This window comes from Thioalkalivibrio sp. AKL17 (assembly GCF_000377885.1).
GTDB classification, from domain to species: domain Bacteria; phylum Pseudomonadota; class Gammaproteobacteria; order Ectothiorhodospirales; family Ectothiorhodospiraceae; genus Thioalkalivibrio; species Thioalkalivibrio halophilus.
On record NZ_KB898767.1, the window covers coordinates 279,225 to 304,328 of the forward strand.

25 protein-coding genes and 1 riboswitch are annotated in these 25,104 nt (G+C 68.0%); of the genes, 18 read left to right on the forward strand and 7 right to left on the reverse strand.

Annotation, left to right across the window (positions count from 1 at the left end; translation table 11 throughout):
* Nucleotides 1-5: 5 nt before the first annotated feature.
* The 4 genes from hisH to soxY all read right to left on the reverse strand — a co-directional run bounded on the left by hisH (nucleotide 6) and on the right by soxY (nucleotide 2,295).
* On the reverse strand, nucleotides 6-671 hold the full coding sequence (gene hisH / locus D577_RS0109660; RefSeq protein WP_018947278.1) for an imidazole glycerol phosphate synthase subunit HisH: 666 nt from the start codon (nucleotides 669-671) through the stop codon (nucleotides 6-8).
* Nucleotides 672-695: 24 nt separating this feature from the next.
* Nucleotides 696-1,289 (reverse strand): imidazoleglycerol-phosphate dehydratase HisB, encoded by a 594-nt coding sequence (gene hisB / locus D577_RS0109665; RefSeq protein ID WP_018868863.1) that lies wholly within the window; start codon nucleotides 1,287-1,289, stop codon nucleotides 696-698.
* 183 nt (nucleotides 1,290-1,472) lie between these two features.
* Entirely contained in the window at nucleotides 1,473-1,775 is a 303-nt protein-coding gene (soxZ, locus tag D577_RS0109670) for a thiosulfate oxidation carrier complex protein SoxZ (protein ID WP_018947279.1), read from the reverse strand.
* A 46-nt stretch (nucleotides 1,776-1,821) separates the two neighbouring features.
* The gene (gene soxY, locus D577_RS0109675; protein WP_018868861.1) at nucleotides 1,822-2,295 is read right to left on the reverse strand and encodes a thiosulfate oxidation carrier protein SoxY; all 474 of its coding nucleotides are present in this window, start codon (nucleotides 2,293-2,295) and stop codon (nucleotides 1,822-1,824) included.
* A 314-nt stretch (nucleotides 2,296-2,609) separates the two neighbouring features.
* Between soxY and D577_RS14060 the strand changes: the two genes are divergently transcribed.
* The 13 genes from D577_RS14060 to ubiB all read left to right on the forward strand — a co-directional run bounded on the left by D577_RS14060 (nucleotide 2,610) and on the right by ubiB (nucleotide 13,250).
* On the forward strand, nucleotides 2,610-2,741 hold the full coding sequence (locus D577_RS14060) for a lipoprotein (protein ID WP_018947280.1): 132 nt from the start codon (nucleotides 2,610-2,612) through the stop codon (nucleotides 2,739-2,741).
* A complete protein-coding gene (lysA, locus tag D577_RS0109685; protein ID WP_018947281.1) occupies nucleotides 2,742-4,031 on the forward strand; it encodes a diaminopimelate decarboxylase in 1,290 nt (429 codons plus the stop codon).
* Nucleotides 4,028-4,705, forward strand: a complete 678-nt coding sequence (locus D577_RS0109690) for a trans-aconitate 2-methyltransferase (protein WP_018947282.1) — start codon at nucleotides 4,028-4,030, stop codon at nucleotides 4,703-4,705. The genes lysA and D577_RS0109690 overlap by 4 nt, the downstream gene beginning before the upstream one ends.
* Nucleotides 4,702-5,541 carry a diaminopimelate epimerase gene (dapF, locus tag D577_RS0109695; RefSeq protein ID WP_018947283.1) on the forward strand — a complete coding sequence of 280 codons (840 nt, stop codon included), beginning with the start codon at nucleotides 4,702-4,704 and terminating at the stop codon, nucleotides 5,539-5,541. The genes D577_RS0109690 and dapF overlap by 4 nt, the downstream gene beginning before the upstream one ends.
* A complete protein-coding gene (locus tag D577_RS0109700; protein WP_018947284.1) occupies nucleotides 5,538-6,245 on the forward strand; it encodes a DUF484 family protein in 708 nt (235 codons plus the stop codon). The genes dapF and D577_RS0109700 overlap by 4 nt, the downstream gene beginning before the upstream one ends.
* On the forward strand, nucleotides 6,220-7,197 hold the full coding sequence (locus tag D577_RS0109705) for a tyrosine recombinase XerC (protein ID WP_018947285.1): 978 nt from the start codon (nucleotides 6,220-6,222) through the stop codon (nucleotides 7,195-7,197). Before D577_RS0109700 ends, D577_RS0109705 begins: the two co-directional genes overlap by 26 nt.
* Before the next feature lie 59 nt (nucleotides 7,198-7,256).
* The gene (hslV, locus tag D577_RS0109710) at nucleotides 7,257-7,799 is read left to right on the forward strand and encodes an ATP-dependent protease subunit HslV (RefSeq protein ID WP_024328616.1); all 543 of its coding nucleotides are present in this window, start codon (nucleotides 7,257-7,259) and stop codon (nucleotides 7,797-7,799) included.
* 55 nt (nucleotides 7,800-7,854) lie between these two features.
* Nucleotides 7,855-9,186 (forward strand): ATP-dependent protease ATPase subunit HslU, encoded by a 1,332-nt coding sequence (gene hslU, locus D577_RS0109715; RefSeq protein ID WP_018947287.1) that lies wholly within the window; start codon nucleotides 7,855-7,857, stop codon nucleotides 9,184-9,186.
* A gap of 84 nt (nucleotides 9,187-9,270) precedes the next feature.
* The gene (locus tag D577_RS0109720; RefSeq protein ID WP_018947288.1) at nucleotides 9,271-9,681 is read left to right on the forward strand and encodes a CBS domain-containing protein; all 411 of its coding nucleotides are present in this window, start codon (nucleotides 9,271-9,273) and stop codon (nucleotides 9,679-9,681) included.
* Nucleotides 9,682-9,814: 133 nt separating this feature from the next.
* The gene (locus tag D577_RS0109725; RefSeq protein ID WP_018947289.1) at nucleotides 9,815-10,183 is read left to right on the forward strand and encodes a gamma-butyrobetaine hydroxylase-like domain-containing protein; all 369 of its coding nucleotides are present in this window, start codon (nucleotides 9,815-9,817) and stop codon (nucleotides 10,181-10,183) included.
* Between the two features lie 13 nt (nucleotides 10,184-10,196).
* Nucleotides 10,197-10,949: a bifunctional demethylmenaquinone methyltransferase/2-methoxy-6-polyprenyl-1,4-benzoquinol methylase UbiE gene (ubiE, locus tag D577_RS0109730; protein WP_018947290.1), complete on the forward strand. Its 753-nt coding sequence runs from the start codon at nucleotides 10,197-10,199 to the stop codon at nucleotides 10,947-10,949.
* Between the two features lie 19 nt (nucleotides 10,950-10,968).
* Nucleotides 10,969-11,568: an SCP2 domain-containing protein gene (locus D577_RS0109735; RefSeq protein ID WP_018947291.1), complete on the forward strand. Its 600-nt coding sequence runs from the start codon at nucleotides 10,969-10,971 to the stop codon at nucleotides 11,566-11,568.
* Between the two features lie 5 nt (nucleotides 11,569-11,573).
* The gene (gene ubiB / locus D577_RS0109740) at nucleotides 11,574-13,250 is read left to right on the forward strand and encodes a ubiquinone biosynthesis regulatory protein kinase UbiB (protein WP_018947292.1); all 1,677 of its coding nucleotides are present in this window, start codon (nucleotides 11,574-11,576) and stop codon (nucleotides 13,248-13,250) included.
* A gap of 37 nt (nucleotides 13,251-13,287) precedes the next feature.
* Here the strand turns inward: ubiB and D577_RS0109745 are convergent, their stop codons facing one another.
* The gene (locus D577_RS0109745) at nucleotides 13,288-14,544 is read right to left on the reverse strand and encodes an inorganic phosphate transporter (RefSeq protein WP_018947293.1); all 1,257 of its coding nucleotides are present in this window, start codon (nucleotides 14,542-14,544) and stop codon (nucleotides 13,288-13,290) included.
* Between the two features lie 33 nt (nucleotides 14,545-14,577).
* Entirely contained in the window at nucleotides 14,578-15,258 is a 681-nt protein-coding gene (locus D577_RS0109750) for a TIGR00153 family protein (protein ID WP_018947294.1), read from the reverse strand.
* Nucleotides 15,259-15,340: 82 nt separating this feature from the next.
* Nucleotides 15,341-15,447: riboswitch (TPP riboswitch) on the forward strand.
* 79 nt (nucleotides 15,448-15,526) lie between these two features.
* On the opposite strand from D577_RS0109750, the gene thiC reads away from it, so the two are divergent.
* The 4 genes from thiC (at nucleotide 15,527) to D577_RS0109770 (ending at nucleotide 21,161) form a co-directional block, all read left to right on the forward strand.
* A complete protein-coding gene (thiC, locus tag D577_RS0109755) occupies nucleotides 15,527-17,416 on the forward strand; it encodes a phosphomethylpyrimidine synthase ThiC (RefSeq protein ID WP_018947295.1) in 1,890 nt (629 codons plus the stop codon).
* Nucleotides 17,417-17,583: 167 nt separating this feature from the next.
* Nucleotides 17,584-18,081, forward strand: a complete 498-nt coding sequence (locus D577_RS0109760; protein ID WP_018947296.1) for an SH3 domain-containing protein — start codon at nucleotides 17,584-17,586, stop codon at nucleotides 18,079-18,081.
* Nucleotides 18,081-18,986, forward strand: a complete 906-nt coding sequence (locus tag D577_RS0109765; RefSeq protein ID WP_018947297.1) for a M48 family metalloprotease — start codon at nucleotides 18,081-18,083, stop codon at nucleotides 18,984-18,986. The genes D577_RS0109760 and D577_RS0109765 overlap by 1 nt, the downstream gene beginning before the upstream one ends.
* 57 nt (nucleotides 18,987-19,043) lie before the next feature.
* Nucleotides 19,044-21,161 carry a CHASE2 domain-containing protein gene (locus tag D577_RS0109770; RefSeq protein WP_018947298.1) on the forward strand — a complete coding sequence of 706 codons (2,118 nt, stop codon included), beginning with the start codon at nucleotides 19,044-19,046 and terminating at the stop codon, nucleotides 21,159-21,161.
* Nucleotides 21,162-21,172: 11 nt separating this feature from the next.
* On the opposite strand, the gene D577_RS0109775 is transcribed toward D577_RS0109770, so the two are convergent.
* Complete coding sequence (locus D577_RS0109775; protein WP_018947299.1) at nucleotides 21,173-21,856, reverse strand: hypothetical protein; 684 nt, start codon at nucleotides 21,854-21,856, stop codon at nucleotides 21,173-21,175.
* Between the two features lie 231 nt (nucleotides 21,857-22,087).
* On the opposite strand from D577_RS0109775, the gene D577_RS0109780 reads away from it, so the two are divergent.
* Entirely contained in the window at nucleotides 22,088-25,087 is a 3,000-nt protein-coding gene (locus tag D577_RS0109780) for a response regulator (protein ID WP_018947300.1), read from the forward strand.
* Nucleotides 25,088-25,104 lie beyond the last annotated feature (17 nt).

Sequence of the window (25,104 nt, forward strand, 5' to 3'; positions counted from 1 at the left end):
TCCAGTTACGGCGTTTGCGGGGCGTCCGGGGCGTCGCCGTCCCAGCGCAGAAAGTTGTTCAGCAGGCGCAACCCGCAGGCCGCGCTCTTTTCCGGGTGACACTGCATGGTGAACAGCGAGCCGCGGGCGAGGGCCGAGGCGAAGGTTTCGCCATAATCCGTGTGCGCAGCCACGCTGGCCGCGTCGCGCGGCTGCACCCGGAAGCTGTGCACGAAATAGAACCACGGCGTCTCCGGCAGGCCGTGCCACAGCGGGTGCTCGCCGGTGGGCTGCACGCGGTTCCAGCCCATGTGTGGCACCTTGAGGCGACGCCCCTGCGCATCGCTGCGTTCCGGAAAGCGGGCGACCCCGCCGGGGATCACCCCCAGCAGGTCGACGCCACCGCTTTCGTCCGAGTGCTCCATCAGGATCTGCTGCCCCAGGCAGAGTCCGAGGAACGGGCGCGAGGCGGCCAGTTCCGGGAGCATGCGGTTCAGACCGCGCCGGGCGAGGGCCTGCATCGCGTCGCCGGCCGCCCCCTGGCCGGGAAACACCAGCCGGTCGGCCTCGCGCAGGATCTCCGGGTCGTCGGTACGCAGGATGCGCTGGCCGGGTGCGGCCTCGTGCGTCAGGGCACGCTCCACCGAGTGGAGGTTGCCCATGCCGTAGTCGATGACGGCGACGGTTTCCATGTGGCTTCCCTGTTGCGGCGGGCCTTACAGGCTGCCCTTGGTGGAGGGCGTGATGCCGGCGCCGCGGGGGTCTTCCTCCGCGGCCTCGCGCAGCGCGCGGCCGAAGGCCTTGAAGATGGTCTCCGCTACGTGATGGGCATTGTCCCCGCGCAGGCAGTCCACGTGCAGGGTGATCCACGCGTGGTTGACCAGGCCCTGGAAGAATTCGTGGAACAGGTCGACATCGAACTGGCCGATGTGCGAACGGCGGAAATCGGCGTGCATCTCCAGGCCCGGGCGGCCGGAGAAGTCGATCACCACCCGTGACAGGGCCTCGTCCAGCGGCACATAGGCATGGCCATAGCGGCGGATGCCCTTCTTGTCGCCGATCGCCTGCGCCAGTGCCTGGCCCAGGGTGATGCCGATGTCTTCCACCGTGTGGTGGTCGTCGATGTGCAGGTCGCCTTCGGCGCGCACGTCCAGATCGACCATCCCGTGACGCGCGATCTGGTCGAGCATGTGGTCGAGGAACGGGATGCCGGTCTCGGTGTGGCACTGGCCGGTGCCGTCGAGGTTCAGTTCGACGGCGATCCGGGTCTCGAGGGTGTCGCGGCGGACGGAGGCGGTACGCTGGTTCATCTTGGCTGGCTTCGACGCAGAAAGCTCCAGTGTAGCAAGGCTGGCGCCCGGCCGGTATGCCGTACTCGCGGCCCGGGACATGCAGCGCGACGTCTTTCCACCCATCGGCGCGCCGGATACGGGTACCCATAAAAAAGGCCGGGGCGAACCCCGGCCTTTCCCCATCCATCAAGGGAGATGGATTTACCGGACGGTAACCGACTCGGAAGCGGTGTCGCCCTGATTGTCTTCCCAGCTGACCTCGACGGTGTCGCCGGACGAACCTTCGAATTCCAGCTCGAGGAAGGGGTTCTGCGAGATGGTCACGTTCCAGTAGGCGGTGACCATGGTTTCGCCGTTGCGCTTGGCTTCGACGGTCTGAATGAAATGCTCGGGGATGATTTCGCCGGCATCATCCTCTTCCTCACCCGTGTGCATCGGGTGGGACAGCAGGGCGCGGACGTTGATCATGCCGTCCTGTTCCTGGGCGCGAATACGGATGGACATAGTTCTTTACCTCCAGACTGTTGATCGGATCGGTGAGGGTGCCGGCTTAGCCGCCGCAGCCACCCACCGTCACTTCGACGTTGCGGGACGTCATGTACCAGTTGCCGTCGGCCTTGACGGCGGCGATCACGTCCGAGGTGTCACCCAGGCGGATGCGCATGGACGCCTTGGGCTTCGCGCCGGAGGCGAAGACATAACGGCCGGTCAGGGAGCGGTTGTTGGCTTCGGCGAAGACCGCGATCTCCTCGACGTTGTCCATGTGGGCCTCGACCGAGATCGGCACCACGGCACCGTTCTCGGCGATTTCCGGGGCGCTCAGGTCGATGTCGTCGGACTGCTGCATGTCGGTGGTGCCGGCGACCGCATTCATTGCATCTTCCATGCTCTCGGTATCGAACATGTCGGCGGACCAGGCGGCGAGCAGCTTGCTCGGGGCCAGCAGGCCGGCGCCCACGGCGGCGCCCACGGTACCGGCGGCGAGAGTGCCTTTCAGGAAGACACGACGCTTGGTGCTAATCATGGAGATCTCCTCTCATCTTTTTGGATCAAATCCGGACATTCCCGGGGCGCGAGCGATCCATGTGGATGCAGGCGCCTGTGCGTTGTGACGAGGTACCGTTCGGTTCTATTCCCCGTCCCCGGATCAGCCCCCTTTGGTGTCGGGCCCTTTGCTGATCCTGCAACTCCAGAGTCCCAGAATGTGGCTGAACGCTTCATGAACGGATCCGTTATCGAGCGGCTCCGGGCCGCAACGCCCCTGATCCGAGTGAAGCCAGCCCCGTATCAATGGCACACTATGCCCTCCCGATGCAATCATTTCCGGATACCGCACCCATGTCCTTCTGCAAGGCCCACCTGCTGCTGCTGATCGTGGTCATCGTCCTCGGAGGCGCGCAGATGCTGGCCAGCTGCGGGCAGAAGGGCGATCTCTACCTCCCCGAGGACGAGCAGGAGGAATCCCGCTAGATGGACTATTTCGATTACCGCGGGGGCACGCTGCATTGCGAGAGCGTGGACCTCGACGCCCTGGCCCGCCGGGTGGGGACCCCGGCCTACGTCTACTCCCGCGCCACCCTGGAGCGCCATTACCGCGCGTTCGCCGAGGCCCTGATCGGGATGCCGCATCAGGTCTGCTTCGCGGTCAAGGCCAACTCCAGTCTGGCGGTGCTGAACGTGCTGGCGCGCATGGGCTCCGGGTTCGACATCGTCTCCGGCGGCGAACTGGAGCGGGTACTGCGTGCCGGCGGCGATCCCGCGCGGGTGGTGTTCTCCGGGGTCGGCAAGACCGCGGCGGAGATGCAGCGCGCGCTGGACGTGGGCATCCACTGCTTCAACGTGGAGTCGGAGGCCGAGCTGGAACGCCTGGAAGCGGTCGCCGCCGAGCGCGGGGAGGTCGCCCCGGTGTCGCTGCGGGTGAACCCGGACGTCGACGCGGAGACCCATCCCTACATTGCCACCGGGCTGCGCGACAACAAGTTCGGCGTGGCGATCGAGGACGCGCCGGCGCTGTATCGCCGCATCCATGAGTCCGGGCACCTGGACGCGATCGGCGTGGATTTCCACATCGGCTCCCAGCTGACCAGCACCGAGCCGTTCGTCGACGCGCTGGAACGGGTGCTGGCGCTGGTGGACCGGCTGGCGGAAGACGGCATCGAGCTGTCGCACATCGATGTCGGCGGCGGGCTGGGCGTGCGCTACCGCGACGAGACCCCGCCGGAGCCGGACGTCTGGGCGGCCGCCCTGCGCGAAACCCTGGGCGAGCGGCCGCTGAAGGTGCTGCTGGAGCCGGGTCGGGCGATCGCCGCTAACGCCGGGGTGTTCCTGACCCGGGTGGAATACCTCAAGCATTCGGAGCACCGCGATTTCGCGATCGTCGACGGGGCAATGAACGACCTGCTGCGTCCGGCGCTGTATGGCGCCTGGCAGGCGATCGAGCCGGTGGTCCCGCGCGATGATGTCGAGCCCCGCAGTTACGACGTGGTGGGTCCGGTGTGCGAGACCGGGGATTTCCTCGGGCGCGAACGCGACCTCGCGCTGGCCGCCGGCGACGTCCTCGCGGTGCGCTCCGCCGGTGCCTACGGTTACGTGATGGCGGGCAATTACAACAGCCGCCCGCGCCCGCCCGAGGTCATGGTGGATGGTGATCATTATCAGATCGTCAACCGCCGCGAGCAGGTCGATCACCTGATGATGCGCGAGAGCATGCTGCCGCGCGATCCCGACGACGAGGATCCGCCCGGGAGGGTCGATCCGTGATCCCGCGGCGGCCCGAGCCCGAGCTGATGCTGGAGCCCGGCCAGGCCCGGGCCTATGCCGAGGCGGATTTCGCGCAGCCCCACGAGGGCTTCGTGGATGCCTTCGCCGAAGTGTTCCCGGAGCCGGTGCGCGGCCCGGTACTGGATCCGGGTTGCGGCCCGGGGGATGTCAGCCTGCGCTTCGCCGCGCGCCATCCCGACTGCGAGGTCGACGGGCTGGACGGGGCCCCCGCGATGCTGGCGGCCGGGGATGCGCTGCGGGTCGGCCATCCGGCCGCCGCGCGTGTCCATCTGGCCGAGGGTTGCCTGCCCGATGCGCGGGGTCCGCGCGCGCCCTACGCCACCATCATCTGCAACTCGCTGCTGCATCACCTGCATGATCCGGGAGTGCTGTGGCAGGTGATCCGTCGCGACGGCGCTCCGGGAGCGCGGGTGTTCGTGATGGACCTGCGCCGTCCCGACTCGGAGGCCGAAGTGAAACGCCTGGTGGGGGAGCACGCGGCCGACGCCCCGGAGGTCCTGCGGCGCGACTTCGAACATTCCCTGCATGCGGCGTTTACCCCCGAGGAGGTCCAGGGCCAGCTGGCCGCCGTCGGTCTCGAAGGTTTCCGCGTGCGGGTGACCAGCGACCGCCACATGGTCATCCACGGGCGATTGCCGGAGCGCGCGGAATGAGCGAGCTGGCTTTCACCAAGATGCATGGCCTGGGCAACGACTTCGTGGTGTTCGACGGCGTGCGTCAGGCGGTCGCGCTGAGCACGGATCAGCTGCGCCTGCTGGCCGATCGCCATTTCGGCGTGGGCTGCGACCAGATCCTGCTGGTGGAGCCGCCCGCCGATCCGGCGAGCGCGCTGTTTCGCTATCGCATCTTCAACGCCGACGGTGGCGAGGTGGAGCAGTGCGGCAATGGCGCGCGCTGTTTCGCCCGGTTCGTGCGCGAGCAGGGCCTGACCGATGCCCGCGAGATCCCGGTGGAGACCCTGGGCGGTCCGCTGGTGCTGCGGGTGGAGGCGGACGAACAGGTGACCGTCGACATGGGCCGCCCGGTACTGGAGCCGGCGCGCATCCCGTTCGAGGCCGACTTTGAGGCACCGGAGTACCGCCTGGAGGTCGGCGACACGGCCCTGACGATCGGCGCGGTGTCCATGGGCAACCCGCATGCCGTGACCTTCGTCGACGACGTGGGGCAGGCACCGGTGGCGACCCTGGGGCCCGCGATCGAGGCGCATCCCCGCTTCCCGCGCCGCGTGAACGCCGGTTTTGCCGCGGTACGTGATCGCGGGCACCTGGACCTGCGGGTATACGAACGCGGCGCCGGCGAGACCCTGGCCTGCGGCTCCGGCGCCGCCGCGGCGATGGTGGTGGCCCGTCTGCAGGGCCGGGTCGATGACTGCGTGCGGGTCTCGCTGCCGGGCGGGACCCTTGTGCTAAGCTGGGACGGCAGGCCGGAGTCGCCGGTGCGGCTGACCGGCCCCGCAACCACGGTATTCAACGGCAGGATCGATCTATGAGTACAGACCCCTCCAGTGTCTCCCCGGCGGGGGATGGCGCCGAGCTCTCGGCGGCCGAGGTCGAGGCCTGGCTGCGCGAGCACCCGGATTTTTTCCTCGACCACCAGGCCCTGCTGGACGTGCTGCGCATCCCGCATCCGGCCGGTGGAGCCGAGTCCCTGGTCGAACGCCAGCTCAAGCGCCTGCGCGAGCAGAACCGCCAGCTGGAGCAGCGCATGCACGAGCTGGTGGAGCGCGCCCGCGACAACGAACGGGTCGGCCGCCAGCTGCACGATCTCGCCCGAACCCTGATGCGTGCGGAGAACCTGGATGCGGTGCTGGCGCTGACCCAGGATGCCCTGCGCGATGAACTGGGCGCCGAGCGGGTGAGCATCCGTCTGGCGGAGCGCGAGGTGCAGGACCTGCACGCCCTGGATACTGCCCAGCTGGCCGTGCTGGAACCGCTGTTCGCCCGCGGCCGGGCGCAGTGCGGCCGCGTGCCGCCTGACATGCTGAAGGTGCTGTTCGACGATGCGGACGACACGGTGGGTTCGGCGATCCTGATGCCGCTGCTGGCGGACGATGAACGCGTGGGCGTGCTGGGCCTGGCCAGTGCCTCGCCGGACCGCTTCCAGCCGGACATGGGGACCTACTTCGTCACCCATATCGGCGAGCTGCTGGCCGAGTCCATCCGCTGCCATGCTGACCGCAAACAGGCTGCCTGAGTCCGAGCCGCAACCCGACCCCGCCATCGAGGCCTATCTCGCGCATCTGCGTGATGTGCGCGGGCTGTCGCCGCACACCGTAGCCGCGTACCGTCGCGACCTGCGCGAACTGCGCCGGGCCTGGGCCGCGCCCTGGGCGGAGCTGGATGCCGCCGCGCTGCGCCGCATCGTGGCCGGGCTGGCACGCGGCGGGCGCCATTCGCGCTCGGTCCGCCGGTTTCTCGCCGCGGTACGCGGTTTCCTCGATTTTCAGGTGGAGCGTGGCGAGCGCGCCGCCAACCCCGCCGCGGGGCTGCGCGGTCCGAAGACCGACCGTCCGTTGCCCCGCGGGCTGGACGTGGATCAGGCGCAGCAGGCGCTGGATGCCCCGCCCGCCACCGGCGCCGCGCCGGACGGGGAAGCGGCCGATCCCGATTCGCCCCTGGCGCGCCGCGACCGCGCGATGCTGGAGCTGCTGTACGGCTCCGGACTGCGGCTGGCGGAACTGACCGGGCTGGATCTGCCGGACGTGGACCGGGACGCCGGCATGGTACGGGTTCTCGGCAAGGGCCGGCGCGAGCGGCGGGTGCCCGCCGGGCGCATGGCGCTGGCTGCCCTGCGCGACTGGCTGGCGGTGCGAGGCCAGTGGGCCAACGACGACGAACCCGCGCTGTTCGTGACCCGGCGCGGGCAGCGCATCAGCAACCGTTCGGTCCAGCGACGGGTCGCCGAGGCGGGGCGCCGGGGCGGGCTCGACGTGCATCTGCACCCGCATCGCCTGCGCCACGCCTTCGCCAGCCACCTGCTGGAATCCAGCGGCGACCTGCGCGCGGTGCAGGAACTGCTGGGGCATGCCGACCTGTCCACTACCCAGATCTACACCCATCTGGACTATCAGCACCTGGCCGAGGTCTACGATGCCGCCCATCCCCGCGCGCGGCGTCACGATCCGGCCGACGAGACGGGTTCGTAGGCGGCCGCAACCGCGTACAATCCCGGTCCGGATCCGACTACCGATTGCAGGAGACCACCGTGGAGCAGTTTCGTGGCACCACCATCGTCTGTGTGCGCCGCAATGGCGCCGTGACCCTGGGCGGCGACGGCCAGGTATCGCTGGGCAACACCGTGATGAAAGGCAACGCGCGCAAGGTGCGCCGCGTCTATCATGACCGCATTCTCGCCGGTTTCGCCGGCGGCACCGCCGACGCCTTTACCCTGTTCGAGCGCTTCGAGGGCATGCTGGAGAAGCACTCCGGCAACGTCACCCGGGCCGCGGTCGAGCTGGCCAAGGACTGGCGCACCGACCGCGCGCTGCGCAAGCTGGAGGCCCTGCTGGCGGTGTCCGATCGCGAGAACTCGTTCGTGATCTCGGGCAATGGCGACGTGATCGAGCCCGAGAACGCGCTGATCGCGATCGGCTCCGGCGGCCCCTACGCCCAGGCCTCGGCCCAGGCCCTGCTGCAGAACACCGATCTGCCGGCGCGCGATGTGGTGGAGAAGAGCCTCCATACCGCCGCCGACATCTGCGTCTACACCAATCACAACATCACGCTGGAGAGCCTCGACGCCGAGTGACGCCCCGGCGTCGCCCGCAAGGCTCCCCGGCCGCGACCCTTCAGGACCGCAAGCCATGAGCGACATGACCCCCCGCGAGATCGTCCAGGAACTGGATCGCTACATCATTGGCCAGGACGACGCCAAGCGTTCCGTGGCCGTCGCCCTGCGCAACCGCTGGCGCCGGCGCCAGCTGCCCGAGGCCCTGCAGCCCGAGGTCACGCCCAAGAACATCCTGATGATCGGCCCCACCGGCGTCGGCAAGACCGAGATCGCCCGCCGCCTGGCGAAGCTGGCCAAGGCCCCGTTCATCAAGGTCGAGGCGACCAAGTTCACCGAGGTGGGCTATGTCGGGCGCGATGTGGAGTCGATCATCCGGGATCTGGCCGAAAACGCGATCAAGCAGCTGCGCGAGGAAGAGATGCAGCAGCACCGCGGCCAGGCCGAGGACGCCGCCGAGGAGCGCATCCTCGATGCCCTGCTGCCGCGACCGCGCAACGCCGGTTTCACCGAGTCCGGCGACGACGCGGCCAACAACGAGACCCGGCAGAAGCTGCGCAAACGCCTGCGCGAGGGCAGCCTGGACGAGCGCGAGATCGACATCGAGCTCCAGCAGCAGGGGCAGAACGTCGAACTGATGACACCGCCCGGCATGGAAGAGATGGCCAGCCAGCTGCAGTCCATGTTCCAGAACATGGGTGGTCAGAAGAGCCAGCAGCGGCGCCTGAAGATCGCCGACGCCCGGCGCCTGCTGGTGGACGAGGAGGCCGCGCGCCTGGTCAACGAGGAGGAACTCAAGGTCAAGGCGATCGAGCGGGTCGAGCAGAGCGGCATCGTGTTCCTCGACGAGATCGACAAGGTCGCCAAGGGCAGCGAGAAGAGCGGCTCGGATGTCTCCCGCGAGGGCGTGCAGCGCGACCTGCTGCCGCTGATCGAGGGCACTACCGTGTCGACCAAGCTGGGCATGGTGCGCACCGACCACATCCTGTTCATCGCCTCCGGTGCGTTCCACCTGAGCAAGCCGTCGGACATGGTCCCCGAGCTCCAGGGCCGGCTGCCGATCCGGGTGGAACTGGAACCGCTGTCGGTGGAGGCCTTCGTGCGCATCCTGACCGAGCCCACGGCCTCGCTGACCGAGCAGTACGTGGAGCTGATGAAGACCGAAGGCGTCAGCGTGGAATTCCGCGACGAGGGCGTGCACCGCCTGGCCGAGATCGCCCACGACGTCAACGCGCGCACCGAGAACATCGGTGCCCGGCGGCTGCATACCGTGCTCGAGCGCCTGCTGCAGGATGTTGCGTTCCGCGCCCCCGACATCCCGGAACCGGTCGTGATCGACCGCGCGTTCGTCGACGAACGCCTGAGCGATCTGGCCGAGGACGAGGACCTGTCGCGCTACATTCTGTGAGATCGTTCGGAGAAACCTTAGCTGGCGCGCGGGTTCCGGACGTTGTAGGGTTCGGGGTCCGGAAACCGTCAGGGAGGCGTCACCATGCAAGCACCCACGATCGAATCGGTCATGATCCGCGACCCCATCACCATCACCGCCGACACCCGGCTGGGCGAGGCGCTGGAGATGATGATGCAGCGCAATCTGCGCCATCTGCCGGTGATGAACGGCGGGGAACTGCTGGGGGTGGCCTCGGACCGGGATGTCCTGCTGGCGGAGATCGCGCATGTGGATCTGTCCGATCATTCCAGCCTGAAGATCGGGGACGTGTGCGCTCTGGACGCCTACTGCGTGGCCCCGGAGACGCCCCTGCCGGAGGTGCTGCGTGGCATGGCCGAGCGCCACATCGGCTCCGCGCTGGTCTGCGCGGCTGATGGCCGGCCGCTGGGCATCTTCACCTCCACCGATGCCTGCCGCGAGCTGGCGCACGTGCTGGAAGGGGGAACGGGCTGATCCGTGCGGCGGAACCCGGTCCCGGTCGCCGGGATCTGCGCACCGGCATGCGGGGGGCTGGTATCCTCGCCCTACGGAACCCCGGGCTGAATGGGCCCGGCCCCCCATTCCCGCGACGGCAAGCGGAGGCCGCATGAGCACGAGCACGCATCGACCGACCGACATCCAGTTGCACCAGAAGTCGCGCATCCTCGAGCTGCGCTACGCCGACGGCTCGCATTTCGAGCTGCCCTGCGAGTTCCTGCGGGTGTATTCGCCGTCGGCCGAGGTGCGCGGGCACGGCCCCGGGCAGGAGGTGCTGCAGGTCGGCAAGGAAGACGTGAACATCACCGCGATCGAGCCGGTCGGCAACTACGCGGTCAAGCTGGTGTTCTCCGACGGCCACGATACGGGCATCTACGACTGGGATTACCTCTACAAGCTGGGTACGGAACAGGAGCGTCTGTGGCAGGATTACATGGAACGGCTGCATCAGGCCGGTCACGAACGCCGCACCCACTGACGCAAGAAGACTCATGAACGACGACGACCCCGGCAAGACCCACTTCGGCTACCAGACCGTCTCCGAATCCGAGAAGGCCGAGCGGGTCGGACAGGTGTTCCACTCCGTGGCCTCGCGCTACGACGTGATGAACGATCTGATGTCCATGGGCATCCACCGCGTGTGGAAGCGCTATACCGTGGAACGCGCCGGGGTACGGCCCGGCATGCGCATCCTCGACCTCGCTGGCGGGACCGGCGATCTGGCCAGTGCGTTCGCGCCGCGGGTCGGGCCGAAGGGCCAGGTCGTTGTGTGCGACATCAACGCCTCCATGCTGGAGGCCGGGCGCGACCGGCTGATCGACGAGGGCCGGGTCGGCAACATCGAATACGTGCAGGCGGATGCCGAAGTCCTGCCGTATCCCGACGAGTCCTTCGACCGCATCACCATGGCCTTCGGCCTGCGCAACGTGACCCGCAAGGAGAAAGCCCTGGCCGAGATGCGCCGGGTGCTCAAGCCCGGCGGCCGGGTGCTGATCCTCGAATTCTCGCAGCCGGTGGCGCCGCTGCGGCCGGCCTACGATGTCTATTCCTTCAAGCTCCTGCCGCTGATGGGGCGTCTGGTGGCCAATGATGCCGATTCCTATCGCTATCTGGCCGAATCCATCCGCATGCACCCGGATCAGGAAACCCTCGCCGGGCTGATGCGCGATGCCGGCCTCGAGCGCGTCGAATACGACAACCTTACCGGCGGCATCGTCGCCCTGCACCGCGCTACCCGCCTGTAACAGCCGGAGAAGAATCGCGATGGCCGAGCCTGCTGCCCTGCCGAGCCCCGTCACCGCTCTGGTCGAGACCCTGCTGAACGAGATCCTGGCCGCCGCGCCGGAACCGGCACGCGAGCGCCTGGCCGGCCGCGCGGTGGCCATCGTGGTGGAACCGCCGGGGGTCGCATTCAGTCTGGTGGGTGCGGCCGACCGGCTGCAGGTGATCGGCGGGGTGGAAGAACCGGTGGACGCGCGGGTTTCCGGCTCGCCGCTGTCGCTGGGCGCGGCCATGGCCCGCGACGACCGCAGCGGGCTGACGATCGAGGGGGATGCCACGGCACTCTCCGATCTGCAGCGCGCGCTGGGCGAGGCCGAGCATGACTGGGCGGCGCTGTTCGAACGGGTCGCCGGCGCCGGGTCCGCGGGTCCGCTGCAGGACCTGTTCCGGCGGGCGGTAACCGGCTTTCGCCACGCCACCACGCGCTCGGCGGAGGACCTGGCCGATTATGCCCGCGACGAGGCAGGCTGGCTGCCGCCGTCCGGGGCTTTCGAGGCCTTCAGCGAGGACGTGGCCCGCCTGCGTGACGACTCTGCCCGGCTGGAGGCGCGTCTGCGCCGTCTCGAATCCGGAGACGCCTGACGCCCATGCGACGCAGTTTCTACCAGGGTCTGCGGCTGTGGACCATCGCCCGCGTCCTGGTGCGCTACCGGCTGGACGTTATCCTGTTCACGCTGAAGCCGCTGCGCCCGCTCAGTTTCCTGCTCTATCTCGCCCCGTGGAACTGGTTCCGCCGCACCCGGGGCACGCGTGGCGAACGCATCCGTCGCGCGCTGGAGGATCTGGGGCCGATCTTCATCAAGTTCGGACAGATGCTGTCGACCCGCCGCGACCTCCTGCCGGACGATATCGCAGTGGAGCTGGCGCGCCTGCAGGACCGGGTCCCGCCGTTCCCCGCCGATCAGGCGCGAGCGGTGATCGAGGCCGAACTGGAACGCCCGGTGGATATCGCCTTCGCCGAGTTTTCCGACACGCCGCTGGCCTCGGCCTCCATCGCCCAGGTGCACCAGGCGCGGCTGCAGGACGGCCGCGAGGTGGTGGTGAAGGTGGTCCGTCCGGGGATCCTGAAGACCATTCGCGCCGATCTCGAGGTGATGCACACCATCGCCGCGCTGGCGGATCGCTACTGGAGCGAGGCCCGCCGCCTGCGCCCGCGCGAGGTGGTCAACGAATACGAGAAGACCGTCACCGACGAGCTGGACCTGATCCGCGAAGGTGCCAACGCGACCGCGATCCGGCGCAATTTCGACGACAGCCATCTGCTCCACATCCCCGAGATCATCTGGGACCACACCCGACGCAGCGTGCTGGTAATGGAGCGCATCGGCGGGATCCCGGTGGCGGATGTGGCTGCCCTGCGCGAACGCGGTGTGGATCTGCGTCTGCTGGCGGAACGCGGGGTGGAGATCTTCTTCACCCAAGTGTTCCAGCACAATTTCTTCCATGCCGACATGCATCCGGGCAATATCTTCGTGGACGCCACCGACCCGGAGGACCCCACCTATCTGGCGGTGGACTTCGGCATCGTCGGGTCGCTGCTGGATTCCGATCAGCGCTATCTGGCGGAGAACTTCTACGCCTTCTTCAACCGCGACTACCGCCGGGTGGCGGAGCTGCACGTGGAATCCGGCTGGGTGCCGAAGGACACCCGCGTCGACGAGTTCGAGGCGGCGATCCGTTCGGTGTGCGAGCCGATCTTCCAGAAACCGCTGGACGAGATCTCCTTCGGCCAGGTGCTGATGCGCCTGTTCCAGACCGCGCGACGCTTCAACATGGAGGTGCAGCCGCAACTGGTGCTGCTGCAGAAGACCCTGCTCAACATCGAGGGGCTGGGGCGCCAGTTGTATCCGCAGCTGGATCTGTGGACCACGGCCAAGCCGTTCATCGAAGAGTGGATGCACGAACGCATGGGCACGCGGGCGTTCCTGCGCAGTGCCCGCGAGCATCTGCCGCGGCTGCTGGCCCACTTGCCGGAGCTCCCGCTGCATCTGGAGAAGGCCCTGACGGTGGAAGAGCAGCGGGCCGAACGTGATGCCGCGCTGCGCCAGCAGATCCGGGAACTGGAGGAGGGGCTCGGCCAGCAGGACCGCCGGCGCCGCGAAGGCCTGGCCGCGCTGGGGCTGCTGGTGGTGGCGGGCCTGACTTTCCAGCTCGACGTGCCGCAATGGCTGGGGATCGCCTGGCCGGCGTGGCCCGCCGGCGTCCTGGGGCTGGGGCTGCTGCTGTTCAGCCTGCGGCCGTTGCCGCCGCGGCCGCAGAACTGACACCGGCCGGCTCCGGTCCCCGCCCCCGGCCCGGGATTCAGCCGAGCAGGCCGCGCAGCACGAAGAAGAACACGATCGCCAGGATCGCGCCGGCCGGCAGAGTCACGATCCAGGACATGAAGATCATGCGGACCAGGCGCAGATCGATGGCGGCGATCCCGCGGGCCAGGCCCACGCCGAGGATCGCGCCCACCAGGGTATGGGTGGTCGAGATCGGCAGGCCGGTGCCGGAAGCGAGCACTACGGTGGCGGCGGCGGCCGCGGTGGCCGCATAGCCGCGACTGGGGGTGAGCTGGGTGATCCCGGTGCCGACCGTGGCGATCACCTTGTGGCCGTAGGTGAACAGGCCGAACACGATGCCGAACCCACCCAGCAGCAGGACCCACATCGGGACCAGCGTCTCCGGGTCCACCTCGCCGGTCTGGATGACGTCCACCACTGCGGCCAGCGGGCCCACGGCGTTGGCCACGTCGTTGGACCCCAGGGCAAAGGCCATGGCGCAGCCGGTGACCACCATCAGCACCCCGAAGACCTTCTCGACGTCACTGAAGTGCGAGCCGTTTTCCTCCGGCGGGGTCTCTTCGAAGCGCAGCCGGCGGATGGCCAGCATGCCGGCCGCCACCACGCCCAGGCTGATCAGGGTCGCCAGGCTGTAGCTCTGTACCGTGGTCAGGTTCAGGCCGACATGGGTGAGGCCCTTGAACATGGTCACCAGGGCGGTGACGAAGGCCGTCAGGAAGATGTACAGCGGTGCCCAGCGTCGGGCGTTTTTCAGCGGCTGGGCGGTATCCAGGATCAGCAGCTGGATGCTGCGAAACAGGGCAAAGGCGATCGCGCCGCCGATCATCGGCGACAGCACCCAGGACATCGCGATAGTGCCCACCCGTTCCCAGCGCACTACCTCGAAGCCCAGGCCGACCACGGCAAAACCGATGATGGCGCCGATGATGGAATGCGTGGTCGAAACCGGCCAGCCGAAATACGACGCAACCATCAGCCAGGTTCCGGCGGCCGCCAGGGCCGCCAGCATCCCGAATACCAGCAAGTCCGGACTGTCCGCGAGCAGCTCGGAATCGACCATTCCGCTGCGGATGGTCTGGGTGACCTCTCCCCCGGCCAGCCAGGCCCCGGCAAACACGAAGATTCCGGCGACCACCACCGCCTGACGAATGGTCAGGGCCCGTGACCCCACCGAGGTCCCCATGGCATTGGCCACGTCGTTGGCGCCGATGCCCCAGGCCATGAACAGGCCAAAGAAAACCGCGAGGGCGAGCAGCACAATGCCGTATTCCATGCCGTCTCCCGAGCCTCGTCTTGTGTCGGGTGGTTACTTGGCCAGCATCAGTTGCAGGCGGCTGCCCACGCGCTGTGCCAGGTCGGCGAGATCACCAATGGAGTCGATCACGCGATACATGAACATGACGCTCACCGGCGGCAGCTCCGTCTCCCGGGCGAACAGCATCTCGCGGACTTCGCGCTGCGCGTCGTCGGCTTCGTGTTCCAGGGCGTCCAGCTTCTGCAGGATGCGGTTCACGACCTCGACTTCGTGGCCGCGGAAGCCCGCTTCCACCAGTTCGTCCAGCTCGTTGACCGCACGCCCCGCCTGATCGACGGTATCCACGCTGCGCTGCAGGAACCGCTGCACGGGCTCCTGCATGTCGTCGGGAAAGCGCATCTGCCGGCCCAGCATCAGTCCGGCGATGTCCTTGGCCTTGTTGGCGACCTGGTCCTGGATGAGGAGGGTGTCGAGGACGTCGCGGCGCGACATGGCCAGCATCAGCCCCTTGGGGAGGTGCAGACGCAGATCCTTCTTCAGGCGGTCGGCGTCGTGTTCGAGCTGGACGATGCGTTCCTGGTGGTTGCGGGCAGCCTCCCAGTCATCCCATCCGACCGCCTCGATAAAGGGCGGCAGTTCGGCGATGCAGGAACGAACCTTGTCCATGTGTGCCTGCAGCGGGCGCACCGGGGACCGGCCGAACAGTTCGAAGACAAAGTTCTTGGGGCTCATGGCGGCGCGAAGAGTGTCACAGACCATTAATCTAGCGCAAACGGCCCCGCCGTGCTTACTGGACGGCTCTGCGTTACACTCGGAGGTGAGCTGGGGGTGCCCCGTTGTCGAGAGCGGCGACCGGGCTGAGAGAGTCCCCTCGAACCTGAACCGGTTAACACCGGCGGAGGGAAGCTCGGTCAACGGTCTGCTGTACCCGGGGGTTCTGCCCCCGCGATCGCCCTGCCCGCGCTCCCTTCGCCTCACGCGTCGCAGCAGAGGTCCGATCATGAGTGCCATCCCCGAGTCGTTTGCCCGCAAGACCGCCGAAGTCTCCGCGGACGTCACCCGCCCGTTCCCGAACTCCGGGAAGCGTTACGTCGGGGGTTCGCGTGCGGATATCCGCGTGCCGTATCGCGAGGTCGCGCAGACGCCGACGATGACCTCCGGCACGCCCGAGGAGAACCCGCCGATCCCGGTCTACGACACCTCCGGTCCGTACACCGACCCCGAGGCGACCATCGATCTGACCCGCGGGCTGGCGGACCTGCGCGGTGCGTGGATCGACGAACGCGGCGACACCGAGTGGCTGGACGGCCCGAGTTCGGAGTACGGCCGCGCCCGCGCCGCCGATCCGGAACTGGCCAGCCTGCGCTTCGAGCACATCCGCCCGCCGCGCCGCGCGAAGGCCGGCGCGAACGTCTCCCAGATGCACTACGCCCGCCAGGGCATCATCACCCCGGAGATGGAGTTCGTCGCGATCCGCGAGAACAACCGCCTGCAGGAACTGCGGGCCGACCCGCGCTACAAGAAGCTGCTGCGGAGCCACGCCGGCGAGTCGTTCGGGGCCTCCATCCCGGACGAAATAACCCCCGAGTTCGTGCGCGACGAGATCGCCCGCGGCCGCGCGATCATCCCGGCGAACATCAACCACCCGGAACTGGAGCCGATGATCATCGGCCGCAACTTCCGGGTGAAGGTCAACACCAACATCGGCAACTCGGCGGTCTCCTCGTCGATCGAGGAAGAGGTCGAGAAGCTCGTGTGGTCCGCGCGCTGGGGCGGCGACACCCTGATGGACCTGTCCACCGGCAAGAACATCCACGAGACCCGCGAGTGGATCCTGCGCAACTCGCCGGTGCCGATCGGCACCGTGCCGATCTACCAGGCGCTGGAGAAGGTCGACGGCAAGCCCGAGGACCTGACCTGGGAGCTGTTCCGCGACACCCTGATCGAGCAGGCCGAACAGGGCGTGGACTACTTCACCATCCATGCGGGCGTGCGCCTGCAGTACGTGCCGCTGACCGCCGAGCGGGTGACCGGCATCGTCTCGCGTGGCGGCTCGATCATGGCCAAGTGGTGCCTGGCGCATCACCAGGAGAACTTCCTCTACACCCGCTTCGACGAGATCTGCGAGATCATGAAGGCGTTCGACGTCTCGTTCTCGCTGGGTGACGGCCTGCGCCCCGGCTGCCTGGCCGACGCCAACGACGCCGCGCAGTTCGGCGAGCTGGAGACCCTCGGCGAGCTGACGCAGAAGGCCTGGGAACACGACGTGCAGGTGATGATCGAGGGCCCCGGTCACGTGCCGCTGCAGAAGGTGAAGGAGAACGTCGACAAGGAGCTGGAAGACTGCTTCGAGGCGCCGTTCTACACCCTCGGCCCGCTGGTCACCGACATCGCCCCGGCCTACGACCACATCACCTCCGGCATCGGCGCGGCCAACATCGGCTGGTACGGCACTGCGATGCTCTGCTACGTGACGCCGAAGGAGCATCTGGGCCTGCCCAACAAGCAGGACGTGCGCGACGGCATTATCACCTACAAGATTGCGGCCCATGCGGCCGATCTCGCCAAGGGCTTCCCCGGCGTGCAGCTGCAGGACAACGCGCTGTCCAAGGCGCGCTTCGAGTTCCGCTGGGAGGACCAGTTCAACCTGGCACTGGACCCGGAGCGCGCACGCGAATTCCACGACGAGACCCTGCCCAAGGACGCGCACAAGGTTGCCCACTTCTGCTCCATGTGCGGCCCCAACTTCTGCTCGATGAAGATCACCCAGGACGTGCGCGACTACGCCGTGGCCCAGGGGCTTTCGGAACAGGAGGCGCTGGAAAAGGGCATGCAGGAGAAGGCCGTCGAGTTTGTCGACAAAGGCGCGAAGATCTACCGCGAGGTGTGAGCCACCGATCCCCCCACCGCGTCCGCATCGCCGTACCGGGGCATCGTCGGGCGCCCCTGCCGGCGTGTACTGGCGGCTTGACGCCGCGGGGCCGCTTCGGTAGGAAGAATGTCCATTGTCCGTCGGGTTTTCCGACGCGGGCAATCACTCACGGCCGAGGTCCTTCCATGCTGCGTATCCGAAACCTCCCGGTGCTGTTTCTCGTCCTGGTCATCGCCGGTGCCGGCTCCGTCGCGCTGGCCTTCGAGCGCGGCGATCCCGGGGACGTGGCCGTGCGCTCGGCCGAGCTGCGCGAGGCGCCCGGACATCTGACCGCGATACGCGGGCATCTCGATTACGGGACCCGGGTCGAGGTGCGGGACCGGCGCGAGGGATTCCTGCGGGTGCGCAGCGAGGCCGGCGAGGAGGGCTGGCTGCACCCGTCCGCGCTGAGCCGGGATCCGGTGATCCTGACGGGGGACGGGGACGACGTTGAACGGGACGCGGACCGCGACGAGATCGCGCTGGCCGGGCGCGGCTTCAACGAGGAAGTGGAAGAGCGCTATCGCAGTGAGCGCGGCCTGTCCTTTGCCCCGGTCGACCGGATGGAAGCCGGGGGAGCGGATCCCGAGGATCTGAGGGCGTTCCTCGAGCAGGGCGAGCTGCATCTGCCGGGGGGTGAGTGATGCGAGTACGCAATGGATCCTGCCTGCTGCTGCCGGTGTTCCTGGTGCTGTCGCTGGCGCTGCTGGCGGGTTGCCGAACGGTCGCTTCGGTGGGTGCGGAGCTGGGGACCCGGACCGGCGTGCTGGATGCGCGGCAGGCCGAAAGCCTGCGCCAGACCGGCGAGCTGGCGGAGCGCAGCATGGAGGATTTCACCCCGGAGCAGGAATATTTCATCGGCCGCGCCGTGGCGGCCCGGGTGCTGGAGGACTACGCGGTCCTCGATGACCCCGCCGCACAGGCGTACCTGAACAACCTGGGCGGGGTCCTGGCCCTGCACTCGGAGCGCCCGACTCTCTACCAGGGCTATTCCTTCCGCCTGCTGGATTCCGACGAGCTCAATGCCTTTGCCACCCCGGGCGGGCATATCTTCATCACTCGCGGCATGGCCCGGCTGGCGCAGACCGAGGACGAACTGGCGGCCATACTCGCGCACGAGATCGCCCACGTGCAGGAGCGCCACGGCCTGCAGGCGATCCGCAGCTCGCGCGTGACCGCGGCGCTCACCAGTGCGGCGCTGACCGGGGCGCAGCTGGCGGGGGACGATGATCTGCGCGAGCTGACGGACATCTTCGAGGACTCCATCGACGACATCACCCGGACCCTGTTCGTGAACGGCTATTCACGCGAGTTCGAGCGCGAGGCGGACGACGGGGCGGTGGCCATCCTCGAGCGCACCGGCTATCGCCCCGAGGCGCTGAGCCGCGTGCTGGAGCGCATGGATGACGAATGGAATCCGCAGGGCCCCGGATTCGCCCGTACCCATCCATCGCCCTCCAGTCGCATCGCGGAGCTGGGGCTGGAGCCGGCGGAGTCGCGCAGCACAGCCCGGGCCAAGCGGTTCTCGCGATTCCGCACGGCCCTCTGACCGCTCCCCCGGATGTCCGCAAACTCCCGCTCCGGAGGCCGTTTCCGGCGGGCCCTGATGACCGGGCTGCTGGCGGTCCTGCTGGCCCTGGTGGCGCAGCAGTCGGGATGGCTGGACGGGCCGGAGCGGGCGGCCTACGACCTGCAGGCGCGTCTGCTGGCCGGCCTGCTGGCTCCGGGCGGTGATGACGAGGTCGTGCTGATCCTGGTCGACGAGCAGAGCCTCGAGTGGGCGCTGGACACGCAGGGCCAGGGCTGGCCGTGGCCGCGTGAATACCCGGCGGTGATCGCTGATTTCGCCCGCCGGGCGGGGGCCGCCTCGCTGACCTTTGATGTGCTGTATACCGACGACTCCGGCTTCGGCGTGCATGACGATCGCCGCTTTGCGCGGGCCGCCGCGGATTTTGGTCCGACGGTGTTCGCCGCGCTGTACGGCGAGGAGGCCGCCCGCCACGACCGGTTCCCGCAGGACGCGCCCGTCTCGTCCGCGACGGTGGAGGTGGAAGGGGCCGGCGGCGCCACCTTCCCCGCGTTTTCCCGCGCGACCTTCCCGGTGACCGAGCTTGCGCAGTCGGCGGCGCGCATGGGCAACGTGCACGTTACCCCGGATCCCGACGGGGTCTACCGCCGGCTCCCGCCGGTGACTCGCTTCGACGGGGAGCTGGTACCCGGACTGGGGCTGGCGGCCTTTCTCGCGGGATCGGAGGAGCCGCCCGGTTTGCGGCTGGAGGACGACGGGCGGGCGCTGCGGGTGGGTGAACGGCATGTGCCGCTGGACCCGGATGGCCGCCTGATCCTGCGCTTCGAGCGGCCGGGTGCGGAACGTACCCGGCTGCGGGCGGCCGCGGTCATCCAGAGCGAACTGCGGCTGGCGGCGGACCCCGACGCCGACCCCGGCACCGACACGCCGGTCGACCCTGCAGAACTCGAAGGGCGGCATGTGATGGTGGGGCTGTCGGCGGCCGGGCTGTTCGACCTGCGACCGCTGCCGCTGGATCCGCGTGCGCCCGGCGTGGAGTTCCACGCGACCATGCTGGAGAATCTGACCACGCAGAATTTCATGCGCGAGGTCGACGCCACCCGGGCGCTGGTGCTGGTCGGTCTGCTGGCCTTTCTGCCGGCCTTCCTCGCCGGGCTGGGGCGCAGCAGTGCGAGCACGGCCCTGGCGATTGCGTTCGCCCTGGTGGCGCCGGTGCTGCTGTCCGGCTTTGCGCATGCCGGCGGGGTCTGGCTGCCCCTGGTCGTGCCGCTGGTGGCCGGGCTGACGGGGACCGTGGGGGCCGCGGTCTACAACTATGCCCGCGAGGGCCGTGAACGGCGCTTCATCAAGGCGGCCTTCGCGCAGTATCTCAGCCCGCAGGTGATCGAGCGCCTGCTGGAGGAGCCCGACCGCCTGAAACTGGGGGGCGAGCGCCGCGAACTCACCATCTTCTTCAGTGATCTGGAGGGCTTCACCAGCCTCAGCGAGCGGCTGTCACCGGATGATCTCACGCGGCTGCTCAACGAGTACCTGACGGAGATGACCGACATCCTCACGGCCTGTGGAGCCACCATCGACAAGTACGAGGGGGACGCGATCATCGCCTTCTGGAACGCGCCGGTGGATGTCCCCGACCATCCGCGGCGGGCGGTGGAGGCGGCGCTCGAATGTCAGCGGCGTCTGGCGGCCATGGCACCGCGCCTGCGCGGGCGGGCCGGACGCGATCTCGCGATGCGTATCGGCGTGAACACCGGCGAGGCAGTGGTCGGCAATATGGGGTCGCGTACCCGTTTCGACTACACCATGCTCGGTGACGCGGTGAATCTGGCCGCGCGGCTGGAGGGGGCGAACAAGGTCTTCGGCACGTACACCCTGATCGCGGAGAGCACCGTAGGGAAGCTCCCCGAAACGCTTTACTGCCGCGAGCTGGGCGAGATTCGCGTGGTCGGCCGGGCGCGGCCGGTGCGGGTCTATGAGCCGGTCGCGCGCTTGGCCCTGGATGCGGCTCCCGAGCGCTATGAGGTCTTCGCGCGGGCGCTGCAGACCCTGCGCCAGGGCCGGGTGGAGCAGGCGCGAGCGCTGTTCGCGACCATTGCCGACCAGGACCCGCCCGCGGCACGCTACGTCGAACGCTGCACGCGATTGCTGGAACAGGGTGAGGCCGGCGACGGCGTCTGGGAACTCGACGCGAAGTAGTCCCGCGGCGTTCAGAGCCCCTGGCGCAGGGTACCCAGGAGCTGGTTCATGCTCGCGTCGATGTCCATCTCGACGATCGTGGTGATGGATACAAAGTTCTGCATGGCATTGATGTTGGCGTCGCGCCGCGACGCGAGACGGATCCGCTGCATGAGGGCACGGTTGACCGTATTCAGCTCGCGATGCAGTTCCTGCAGCCCTTCCATGTCCCAGTCCGGTGCTTCACCCTCCCGGCGGTCGAGATACTGACGGACCAGATACGTCCCCGCCATGCGGTACAGCGTTTCCTCGAGGGTGGCGAACGGCAGGTGGAATTCCGCCAGCGGGCGCAGCCGCGACAGGATCGGGCAGGCGCCCGAGGCCATGATCAGCCCGAACAGCGAGCGCAGGAATTCCTGTACGTCGCATTCCTTCAGATAGCTGCGTGCGGGGGCGTCCACGCGGCCCCGGATGCGTTCCACCGACGGGCTGTCGGCGAAATGCCGCGCGATATCGGCGAACTCGATGGCCGCCGGGCAGTATTCCACGGTGCGCGCGTCCAGCGGACAGTTTTCGCACTGTCGGCATTCCAGGCGGGTCCAGTCCGGATGGGCCTCGTCATTATGGCGCGCCGGGTCCCGCGAGCGGTGGATATCCACCCGATAGCACCACTCGCTGCCGTCACTGCGTTCCAGGCGATAGATGATTTGGCTCATCGCTTTCTCTTCCCGCCGCTTTCACCGTGTTTTTGTGAAGCCTATCACGCCGCGCCGGGCCTGCCGTCCTCCGCCCCGGCGAGTCCTTTTTAACGCAGTTTCTGACCTCGGCTAACGCCTGGCTCACGCTTCGGGGGTGTAATCCCGCACGGAGCATGCCAGCATTAGCACCCGGTCCGGATCAGGGAATGGTTCCGGACGGGCCATATGGATATCCAGAGGGATGCTTCAATGCGCTTCGGAGTTGCCAGTCGCCTGCGTGGCGGCCTGATCGGGCTCGCACTCGTCACGGTCGTTGCGAGTATCGTTTCCCTCGTTTCCTTCGAACGCTTCGCGAGCAGTTTCGACGAACTGGCGGCGGAACAGGTGCCGGTACTCATGGGGACCGGCAACCTGGTCCAGCGCAGCGAGGCGATCGTCTCCACGTCGGTCGGCCTGCTCACGGCCGGAGATACGGCCGAGCGGGCTTCCGGTTTTGCCGAAATCGAGCGTTACAACGCCGATATCGGTGCCCTTCTGGAACAGATGCCGCGCAACCAGGTGGACCCGGCAACCCTCGAGGAACTCGATTTCCTGCGCGAAGACATGATGGGCTCGGTGCGTGCCCTGGAGGCGGTCATGGAGGAACATGCCGCTCACGAGGAGCGCACGCGGTCGGTACTGGCCGATCTGCGCGAGGCGCGCAGCGGGCTGGGCCGTCTGCGCGATGACCCGGATTATCCGGCGAGCTGGCTGGGACGCGCCGGCATGGTGATCATGAGTCTGGCCATGGCCGCGACGGTGGACTCGCGTGAAGACCTGGCCCCGCTGCGCCAACAGGCCAGGGACCGCGTCGAGATCCTCGTCCGCGCGACGGAAGACCTGCCGCCGGCACTGCGCCCGCAGGCCCGGCAGCTGACCGCGGATCTGCGCCGGCTCGTCCACGGCGACACGGGACTGCTGGCCACGCGCGAAGGCCAGCTGCGTCAGGCGGAGGCGGTGCAGGCCGAGCTCGGTACGGTCCGCGCCCGCGCCGGCCGTCTGGTCAGCGAGCTGTCGATGCTCACCTTCGAGCTGGAAACCAGCGTGATCACGCGGCAGGAGGAGGTGCAGGAGCTCTCGGATCAGCGCATGACGGTCCTCGCCACCACCATGGCCGTCGGCCTCCTGCTGGCAGGGATGATCATCCATTACGTTAACCGTCGGGTCGTCCGCCGGCTGCAGTCCCTGCACCACGGCATGAACGGCTGTGTCGGGGGCGAACATACTTCGGTTCCGGTCGAGGGCAACGACGAGATCGGCGACATCGGACGGGCCGCGAACTACTTCATCGACTCCGTGCGCCGGCGCGAGGAGATGCTGGAGAAGCTGTTCGATGCCACCCCCCTGCCACTGGTGCTGTGCGAACCGGCCATGGGGGTCATCGAGCGGCACAATCGGCGTCTGACCGACCTGTTCGGACCCGATATCGAGAATGTCGGGATGCTGTTCGAAAACGCTCGGGACTGGGAGGAGCTGCGGGAGAACCTGGCCGGCGGGGCCTTCCTGGATCATCACGAGCTGCAGCTGCGGCGGGCCGACGGCAGCCCGTTCTGGGCCCTGATCTCCGCACGCCGGATCACCCTGGGCGAGCGTGAACTCCTGCTGCTCAGTGCGCTGGACATCTCGGCCCGCAAGCAGGCCGAAGCCGCGATGCGCGAGGCCAAGGAACGCGCCGAAGATGCCACGCGGGCGAAGTCCGAATTCCTGGCCAACATGAGCCACGAACTGCGCACTCCCCTTAATGCCATCATCGGCTACAGCGACATGCTCCTCGAGGAAGCCGAGGACATGGGCTTCAGCGACTTCGATGATGACCTCGACAAGATCCGCTCCGCGGGGCGCCACCTGCTGATGCTTATCAACGACATCCTCGATATTTCCAAGATCGAGGCGGGCCGCATGCAGCTGTACCTGGAGGATCAGGAAGTCAGCCAGATCGCCTCCGAGGTCGAGGCGATGGTCACGCCGCTGGTGGGCAAGAACGGGAACCGGCTGGTCGTCGAGGGTGCCGAGGGGGCCGGCACCATGCATACCGATGTCACCAAGCTGCGTCAGTGCCTGTTCAACCTGCTCTCCAACGCCGCCAAGTTTACCGAGAACGGGGAGATTCGCCTGGAGATCGAGACGCGCCCGGACGCCTCGGACCCCGAGGCCGACCGGTTGTATTTTCACGTGAGCGACACCGGGATCGGCCTCAGCGAGGATCAGATGGCCCGGCTGTTCCGTTCGTTTTCCCAGGCCGATGCCTCCACCACCCGCAAGTACGGGGGGACCGGTCTGGGGCTCGCCATCACCCGTCACTTCGCCCGCATGATGGGCGGAGACGTCACCGTCAGCAGCGAGCCGGGTGCGGGATCCACCTTCACCGTGGAACTGCCGCGCGTTTCCAGCGAGTCGGCGCCGGAGCCGAGCGAGAGCACCGGCACCCTCCTGCTGTTCGACCAGGACGAGAACCTCTACCGCATGATCGGTGGCGGGCTGGAGGAGGAAGGCTACTCGGTGGTGTTCGCCAGCACCGTGGACGAGGCGCTGAAAAAGGTCGAGGAGGTGCACCCGGACCTCATTGCGGTGGGCTGCCAGATGGAGCAGGGCAACGGCTGGACACTGGTGACCACGCTCAAGCAGATGCCCGGGGCTTCGGAGATCCCGCTGATCATGGTGGGCCAGCGCGAGGACGGCGACTCCGCCCATGCACTGCCCCTGGGCAACGTGGTCACAAAGCCGGTGGATACGCGTCACTTGATGCAGATCATCAACCGTCATGGCAAACCGGGCGATGGTGACCACGTTCTGGTTGTGGATGACGACCCCGACGCCCGGGCCGTCCTGGAACGGCTCCTGGACCGCGAAGGAATCGCCACCGCACCGGCGGGGGATGGCATCGAGGCGCTGGAGTCCATGGGGAAAAAACGCCCCTCGATGCTCCTGCTGGATCTGATGATGCCGAACCTGGACGGCTTCGGCGTCCTCGAGGCCATGCAGGGGGACCCCGAGCTGCGTGATGTGCCGGTGGTCGTCATCACCGCCAAGGACCTGGAGCCGGACGAGGCGCGTCAGCTTCAGGAACGAACGCTCCGGGTCCTGCGCAAGGGGCAGTACGACCGGCGGACCCTGCTGGAGATGATCAAGAACCGGCTGGCCCGCGAGCAGGCTCCCGCCGGTGCGGCCGTCGCCGAAACCGAAACCGAAACCGCCGGAACCGACGCATGAAGACTCGCTCTCGGGAG